We start from the raw sequence: 8,353 nt of genomic DNA, 5'->3' as shown, positions 1-8,353 counted from the left end.
GTTCGAGACGACGAAAACCAGCGCCGCACTTAGAACAAGTCACGTCGCTTTTTTTCATGTGCGTGTCTCACGCTCCAAGTTGTCACGATTCTTTAACACGCGTCTGGTTGTCACGCGAACTGATTTTCAGTCCTCTGTTGTTCGGTCCATGGCCAGTTATGCCCGTAAAGAGCCCGTCCGCGTGCGCAAAGCTCGATGCGGGGCGCGGGACAGCAGCAATCCTGCATGACCGCGCCAAAAAACGCGTGATACCAGTGCAGAAGCGAGTCTAATATTCCTGCGAGAAGCTGGCGGCAGCGTTCGAAGCACGACACTTGTTACCACTCGCTACCTACGAAAATCTCCACCTCTTGACGGATACGCGCAAGGAGGGCGCATCGCGTTGTAGGTTGCCGCTGGCACGCAACGTACAAATCTTACTCTTCAAAGAGCGGGCCGATTGTTCCAGTATTGGGGCGATTTTCGCTACGCGGCTCACGAAGCCAGTAGACACGGCACGCTCGCTGCAGTTCCGTGGATGCCGCCTAGGAGATGGGCTTCAGCGGCGCATTTTTGTGCCGACGCCTCCCATTTGGGACATGCGCTACTGCTTGAATGAAGCAATTGGAAGTCATGCCTTGCGAAAGTGGATATTTGAGTAGCTGGAGATTGCGATGTGTGTGTCGATGGTTGCCGGCTTCCGTCGTCGTCATTTCCTCCTTGCGATACTCTGGGCTGCGTTCTTGCTTTCGTTGCGGCGACGAGCAATTCGCGCCCCCTAATAAAAGGCCCCTACCCCGATTGGGTGCCTCCCGGCTCTATAAGCGCCGGTACCGACGACATAGGATCGCGGCGAGCCATTGGCTTCGCTGCGAAATTGATACCCGAACGAAACATGAATCAAGCCGACCTTCAGCGAGCGCAACCTCGCAAGGCCGAACGTTGAGCGAACTCTGGATTCGAAGCCATGACGACAGTTTTCGTAGCGTATGCCTCTGGGAACGACTTCCATTCCAACCTCATCAAGAAGGCTTGCGAAGCTGCGAGCACGCCCGATCGTCGGGTCATCCCTTGGTGCGATCTTGACACTTCGGGTTCGCCGATCGCGCGCTCCGTCGAAAGTTGGGTCGAGGACGCCGACTCGTTCGTAGCCGACGTCTCCAAGGTTAACCACAACGTGACCTACGAACTGGGGTTCGCAATAGGTCTCGGGCTGCCGACAAGACTGATCCGTTCGACCCATGAAAACTTCCAGCCGGTCCGCGATATCGGACTCATCGACACGCTCTGCTACGACGGGTACGACTACGAACGACCGCTGACCAAGATACTCGGCAAAGCCGATGAAACTTCGCGCTGGGGCGACGTAGCCAAGCATAAGGATCAGCCGCTTTTCATCCTGCAACCATCGACCCCGACCGACTCAAGCCAGCGGACGACGAGCGCCGTCAAGAAGATCGCGCGCATCAAGTTCAGGAATTCCAATCCGGCGGAGATTAGCCGGCTAAACGCCAGCGAAGCGTATGAGAACGTCGTGAGTTCGTTTGGCGTGATCGCATTCTGGATGGACGGCACGTCGGACGAGGCGATGCGCAACAACCAGCGAGCCGTGTTCATCTACGGCGTCGCCCAAGGGCGCGGGATCCCTGCTCTTCTCATCGCGCACGAATCCCTGTCGTTGCCGCTCGATCTCCAGGATAAAGCCGACCGGTGGTGGAAGCTCGAAGACATCGACAATCTGATCGCCGCGTTCAGAACGACCGTCGCGGACGCGCAGAACGAGTTCGTGACCGTGAAACAGCAGACTGAGGGCCTGCTGGAACGCCTCAGCTGTGGAGATCCGGTTGCCGAAAACGAAGCGGCGGCGCTCGCAGATCACTTTCTGGAGACCGACGCCTATCGCCGGACGCTCGGAGGAGAAGCCAATGTCTTGGTCGGCCGCAAGGGAAGCGGTAAGACGGCGGTCTTTCTGCAGGTCCGCGATCGCACGCGGGCCAGGAAAGAAAATATCGTCATTGACCTGATTCCAGACGGGCATCAGCTGGTCAAGATGAAGGAATTCATTCTCGACAAACTGAGCCGCGGGACCCGGAAGGAGGTCATCGCGGCGTTCTGGGAATACGTCCTCTGGCTCGAGATCGCCTACAAGCTCCTCGAAAAGGACCAGGTCAGAGCTCTCAGAGATCCGCGATTGCTCCCCGGCTACACCAAGCTGAAGTATCTTTTCGAGTCACGGGTCGACACCGGGGTCGGTGATTTCTCCGAGCGTCTCAAGCGCCTGTCCCAGAACGTGATCGACCGTTTCGGGAAAAGCAGCATCGTCAATGACGACCTCCAGCAGATCGACTCGAGCAAGGTGCTGGAAGCGATCTACGGGCAGGACGTGCGGCTGCTGCGCGAAGAGGTTTTGGGGTACCTGAGGCTGAAAGGCGTAGTGTTCTTCCTGTTCGACAACCTCGATCGCTTCTGGACGCCGGGCGGCTTCACCGATGACGACGCGCTGATCGTCATCGGTCTGGCGGAATCGATGCAGGAAATCGCACGGAAATTCAGCCGTCAGAAGCTGGATTTCTCCTGGGCCATCTTCGTTCGCAGCGACGTGTACGAATTTCTAGTCCGCGGAATGGCCGATTACGGCAAGCTCGCAGTGCAAAGCCTGGAATGGACGGATCGAGCCTTGATGAAGACGCTATTCGAAGAGCGACTTCGATCGAGCGCGGCGCACATCACCGGGGATTGGTCGACGATCTGGTCACGGGCGTCGGTCGCAACCGTCAAGGGAAAGCCGGTGCTGGATTTCCTGATCGACGGGAGCTTAATGCGCCCCCGGTACCTCATCCGACTGTTCGAGACCGCGCGGCGGCGTGCCTTGACGTTCGGCCGCGACCGGATCGAGGAGGAAGACTATTGCCAGGCGTTGACCGAACTTGGCTGGCAGGTCCTGGAAGACTTAGATCGCGAGATATCTGATCTTGTCATTCACGGCGCAAGCCTTCTTTTCGAGATCGTGCAGCAAAAGAACGGACTAACGCGCGGAAAGATCAAATATATCGCTGGCAAGAAGATCCAGAATACCGATGACATCGTCAAACTCATCGACGTTATGCTCTGGAACGGAAGCCTGGGCGTGCTCGATAACGGGGCACCGCGATATATCTTCGACGTGGGTTACAAGCGGCAGTACCTCGCCTCTCTCATCCGGGACAACGACAACGCAGAATTCGTACTTCATCCTACACTCGTGGCCACGGGCGGCTAGGAACGCTTCCGCGGTAGGTGCCTCCCGTGGCCAAGAAGGTTAAGGCCGCAGCTTGTACTGGCCTGAGAGCCAACCACGGCACGAAATAGCTCTTCGGCAACGTTTGACACCCGCGTTCAATCCGGTGGCCGAGCCACGAAGGCCCACCAAATTGGTGGACGAGCCGGCGCCTGGACGTCGCCCGCCGGTACCGGTTCACGCTCAACGGACCGTCGCGTCTTCTGTTGGCTTCCGCCTGATCCGGCAAAGGGGGCGCCTTCTGGATCAGGCGGGGCGGCCTCGGAGCGGGAATCCGCGCAAGTCGCCGTTACGGAGACGACGGACTGTCGCACTCGGCCCGCTCGCGATCGGAAGTGCGTGCATGCCACTTGTCATGCAAATACTCATTGAGTCACACTCCACCTTTTGAGGAGGTGATTTTAGTGGACGCGTTCGTCTTCCTGAAGGGATTGCCTGCCGTCCTCGGCATCGCCGGCTTCTTCGTCTACCTCTGGGCGGGGCAGTACCGCATCGGCGGCGATCTGATGAAGGGCGTGATCGAGAAGCTACGGGCCGCGCCCAACGTCGAAATCAAGGACTACGCGTCCCTCACACCGGCACGCATCGGGCAATTGATCGAGCGCGACACGACGGTGCGTAGCGCGGTGAACGATCAGGACGTCCGGCTGATCCGTCTCATCGTCATCCTGCACAACGCCGTGACGGTCATCGTTCTCCTCGTTTGTGCGGCCCTCGTCGGCCTGGGCATATGGCTCATCGCCCGACCTGAGCCCCTCTCGATCGTGCCGAGGCCTCCCGTCGCGGCCCGAGGCGGAGCCGATCTGGCCTTGACTGACCTCGATACGGTCAAGATCGAGTGGGACGCCAAGGGTGCGACCGAAAGCGTCAGCGTCTTCCTCGAAAACGTGGATACCAGCAGTCGGACCGCCAAGAAGGCGGTATTGGCCGACGTTCGAAACGTCACTTTCAGCGCCGAGGAACTCCACGACGTTGCGAACAACCGGAAATATCGAGGAAAGAATCGCTTGCGGACGGTTGTCGAGTGGAGCGGTCAGGCCGTGCGATCCGACGTCGCCGAAATCTTCGTCGGCATAAAATACAGGCTGATGATCGGAGGAACTCTGATCACACCTCAGGGCAGCCGCTCGATCAACACTCTGGTGGCTACCGTCGACGACAGCACCGAGCAGATGCCGCGGGACTACTGCTTTGCCGTCGACTTCGCCGGCTGGAGCCGGTCGGGCTCGGCGCTGATCGCTCCGCTGAAGTCGTGCAACTCCAAGTCGGAGGTCGCCTTGCCGTTCCTTCAACAGGTCGAATGGAACCGCCAACCCGGTCTCGTCCTGAACGAGCCGCTGCCGGACCGCCCCATTGCCCGACTATGTATTGCGGCCCCGCAGCGTCCCGACAACGATTGCTGATGGTCGCTACCCCGCAGCCTTCCTCTTTTGGAGATAGCTCATGATTCAAGTCGATCGCGAAAACCTCAAGAAATGGGCATTGGCCATCGTTACCGAGGTCGAACCTGGCGACGCGTTCGTCGTGGAGGACGGATTCGACGCTATGGTGGAGGAGTGGCATCGAGCGGACGCGCAGGACGAGGGACGCTTCATCGGTGGTCCGGAAATCGCGACGTTCGCGGCAATGGTCGCTCCTTTCCTTCTGGCGTTCTTCGGGGACGTGGCCAAGGACGTGGTCAAGGACAGGGCGAAGACGGCGGTCGGCTCGCTCCTCGATCGGCTTCTCGATCGTCGCGCCACGAAAGACGATGTGGAAACGCTCCGCAAGGACATCACCGCCGCGATCAACAAGAGCCGCTTCTCATCCGCCGAAAAGGCGAAACTGGAAGCCGGCTTCGCGAAACTGTTCGCCAAGGTCGGGCCGAAGAAATGAAAGCCGTGCATCCGGCGCGGTTGCTGTCTCGCTTCGGCATTTCGGACTGGGCCGCCGCCGTGGCGATCGCCATCACCATCGGCATGCAATATCTCTTCCTCGCGAAGTTGTGGGAGGGCTATCCTATACGATGGATGGGCGACCTCATCCATCGCAACGTTGTGCTGTCCATGATCGGCCTCACCGTCGCCGGTGCGATCACGATCGCGGCCGCATCGCTGAGGCGATGGCGTCGCGGGGAAAGTGCGGCTGCGAAGCTTGAGCGACCGGCCACGAATCCCTCGTTCGACGAAATCCGTTCGGTATTGCTTGGCATCGCAGGCCGCTCGACGCTGCCCACGCCGCCGGCCCTGCTCTACACGCCGAAGAATGCCGACGCGTTGGAAGCGAGGGAACGCGGCAAGCCGACCGGCGATGTCGTCGTCGTCGGCCTCGACCAGCGAGCACGTCAGCGCGATCGGCCGAACGCGTTCGAAGCGATGCTGGGGCACGAGGTCTCTCACCTGGAGCTCGCCGAGACGCGGCTCGAAATCCGCGCCCGGCGCGCCATCGTGCTGCACTTTCGAATCCTGGCGTGGAGCATCGCGATATTCTGCCTCGTCCTAGGCTTCATAGACCGTCGGGGCTTCGGCAGCCGACCCGCCTACGGTGGGTTCGTCCCGGTCTTCGATGGCACGATCTACGCGGGGCTCTCCTCGCAATTCGCGGTGCTGCTCCTCTCCTCCGCCATCGTGTTCGTCTATTCGTATTTCTTCGTGGTGCGACGCGAACACATACACGACTTCCGCGGCTCCCAGCTTGCGGGCACAGATGCGCTGGCCGATATTTTCGCCGACCGAAGGCCGGCGAGATTCCCGCCATTCGATCGTCTGGCCGACTTCTTCAGGCTGCATCCGAACCCGTCGGCCCGAGCGCGAGTGATCCGGAGCCGTGATCTGATTCTGCTTTCGGCGGTCCTGTATCCGCTGGTCGTCTCGGGCTTGCAGCCGCTGACATTACTGCTCGCGGCCGGTTGGCGGGACTTCTTCGGCATATCGAGAGAGGTCTGGAACGTCGGGTTGACCTTCGCTTCCGGAGTTTTTCTGTACACGGTCTTGCGGGCCGACCTCGCAAGGCTGGGACTGGGTCTGCTTCTGGACGCGAGGCGATACGCCCTGCTCGTCCCGCTCTACGCGCTGGTTGCAGGTCTAGCGACGCAAGTTCCGCGCATCGTGCTGGAGATCCTGTTCGGCATCCGCCGCGAGTTCTCGTTCGGCCAGATCGCAGAACGGATCTGGACCGGGACGCTGTCGGGGGGCGGCCGGATCGCGCTCATGACGACGGCGATATTGGCTCTGCTCGCCTGGCTCAACGCGATCCGGATCGCCGCCGTCGGAGAAGAGAACGCCGGCAGGTGGAGCGGCGCCGACGTTTCGATCTCGGCCGTTCTGGTCGTCGGCGCGTTCACGATCGCGAGCCTCTCGACCCCTTCGTTCATGATGGACGTGCTGATCTTGTGCCTCCCCGTCGTGTTCATCTACGCGACGTGGTTCGCCCTCGCCTGCCGATGTCGGGAGTGCGGCCGCCGGCGCCTTTCCGCGCTTCGGGCGTCGACCCGTTGCAGTTGCGGCCACGACCAGTTGGCGCTGCCGAAACGCTGGACGCGGCAGCCGTTCGAAATCCAGATCCTAAGACCGAACTAGACGGTCCTTACTCGAGCGAGGTGGGTCGAAACTGGTCGGCCTCGGTAAAACTGAACGCGCTCTCTTCGAGGGCCACGCCGAATTGCCACGCGATCTTCTGCGGGAGTGCCTTTCGCCAGTACAAGCTCTGCTCATGAAGGGAATGCGAATCCCCTTCCAAATGCTTCTTCGGACAGCCGCCCCAACAGATCGGTAGGAACGAGCAACGGCTGCAGTTCGGCTGGAGCGTCGGGTCGAAGGCGGTCCACCAGTCCGCATCGCGGCCGGGCGTCATCTTGTCGTCCGCGCCGCGCAGCGCGACGGGACGGTTCTTCTCGCCGACCTGGAGCCCGCACCGGTAGTGGTGTCCGTCGGCGCCGACGACGATGGAGTCGTCGGCGAGCGCCGCGCATACAGAGGTCCTGGGCAACGGATAGAGCGAACGGGTCGTCGTCTCGTCCAACGTCGCCTCATCCGGAACCAGGTGGCGAGCCCTCTCGCGCAGTCTCTCGAACTCTTCCTCGGGAAGCTTGGTGCGGCTCAGAAAGCCGGCGCGTTCGGAAAAGTCGGATATTCGGGCGAGTTGGAAGATGCACGGAAACGGGCGATCGAACCAACCACGATCTCGGCAAAAGCCGATGAATCCCTCCAGATCGCCTTGGTTTCCGTGATCGGCGTTGAACCTCAGGTCGACCCGTACGACGTCGAGCAATCGATCGACGACGGCGACCGCCTGCTCGAACGAGGAAGTGCCCGGATCTGGTGCCCTGCCCTTTCGATATCGCCTTCGCTTGTCATGATTCGCCTTGAGCCCGTCGAAGGAGATTTGCGCCTGCCGGATGCGGTGTCGGCGGACGAAACCGGCGACATCATCGGGCCAACAGGTCCCGTTCGAGATCACGGACGCGGAATAGCTGACGCCCATCTTCTCGCAAAGCGCCTGAAGCGCGAGGGAGGCCGCGTCGATGAAATCGATGTTGAGAAGAGGCTCGCCGCCGTACCAGTCGACGTGGAGGCTGTCTTTTCCCGACGCCGCCAAACGCTCCCGGGTCCAACCGACGATCGCAAGCACGTCGCCTTCGTCGAGGGAGTCGCGGGATCTCGCCTCATAGCAGTAGTAGCATCCGAGGTTGCAGTCCTGCGTCGTCGTCAGGGTGAGAACCATCGGGGTCCGGCCGCGCGCCGCTCGATAGCGCTCTCGGATCGTGCCGAGCTCGTCGAAGCTCTGTTCGATCAGAAAACCGCCGCGACGGAGCGTGGCGGCCAGCGTCCGCGGGATGACTCGCGCCGGAATGCCGCGCGGCGGACCGCAAAGCAGGCGTGCAAGATCGGCCGCGTCGCCGCCCGCCACCCGGATTGAGGCGCCGCTGCACGCGTTGTACAGCACGCTGTCCTCGCCGATCGGAACGCAGAAATTGTAGCGCGACGATCGGAAGCGGGGCCGCGCCGTCACTTGTCGATGTCGATGATGGCGAGACACATATTAGTGCCGTAGCCGCAAAGCCGGGCTCCGACGCGGCCCGCCTTCTTGAGGTCCGGCGTGATAGTCTCGACTTGGACC

General features: G+C 61.0%; 5 protein-coding genes. 4 read left to right on the top strand and 1 reads right to left on the bottom strand.

What is annotated here, in order from left to right:
* Window positions 1-946: 946 nt before the first annotated feature.
* The 4 genes from SO156_RS45170 to SO156_RS45155 all read left to right on the top strand — a co-directional run bounded on the left by SO156_RS45170 (window position 947) and on the right by SO156_RS45155 (window position 6,813).
* On the top strand, window positions 947-3,238 hold the full coding sequence (locus SO156_RS45170) for a P-loop ATPase, Sll1717 family (protein ID WP_498539370.1): 2,292 nt from the start codon (window positions 947-949) through the stop codon (window positions 3,236-3,238).
* 422 nt (window positions 3,239-3,660) lie between these two features.
* The gene (locus SO156_RS45165) at window positions 3,661-4,659 is read left to right on the top strand and encodes a hypothetical protein (protein WP_498539369.1); all 999 of its coding nucleotides are present in this window, start codon (window positions 3,661-3,663) and stop codon (window positions 4,657-4,659) included.
* Between the two features lie 40 nt (window positions 4,660-4,699).
* Window positions 4,700-5,131, top strand: a complete 432-nt coding sequence (locus SO156_RS45160; protein ID WP_498539368.1) for a hypothetical protein — start codon at window positions 4,700-4,702, stop codon at window positions 5,129-5,131.
* Window positions 5,128-6,813 carry a hypothetical protein gene (locus tag SO156_RS45155; protein ID WP_498539367.1) on the top strand — a complete coding sequence of 562 codons (1,686 nt, stop codon included), beginning with the start codon at window positions 5,128-5,130 and terminating at the stop codon, window positions 6,811-6,813. Before SO156_RS45160 ends, SO156_RS45155 begins: the two co-directional genes overlap by 4 nt.
* 7 nt (window positions 6,814-6,820) lie before the next feature.
* Here SO156_RS45155 and SO156_RS45150 read toward each other — a convergent pair whose 3' ends face one another.
* Entirely contained in the window at window positions 6,821-8,245 is a 1,425-nt protein-coding gene (locus SO156_RS45150) for a radical SAM protein (RefSeq protein ID WP_498539366.1), read from the bottom strand.
* Window positions 8,246-8,353 lie beyond the last annotated feature (108 nt).

The sequence above is a fragment of the Bradyrhizobium sp. UFLA05-125 genome, from assembly GCF_059803515.1.
The sequence above is the reverse complement of the archived record's forward strand: the minus strand, read 5'-3'. Positions and strand labels throughout refer to the sequence as shown.

Coding starts and splice junctions, on each gene's coding strand:
- SO156_RS45170 (WP_498539370.1), top strand. CDS start 947: ATGACGACAGTTTTCGTAGCGTATGCCTCTGGGAACGACTTCCATTCC.
- SO156_RS45160 (WP_498539368.1), top strand. CDS start 4,700: ATGATTCAAGTCGATCGCGAAAACCTCAAGAAATGGGCATTGGCCATC.
- SO156_RS45155 (WP_498539367.1), top strand. CDS start 5,128: ATGAAAGCCGTGCATCCGGCGCGGTTGCTGTCTCGCTTCGGCATTTCG.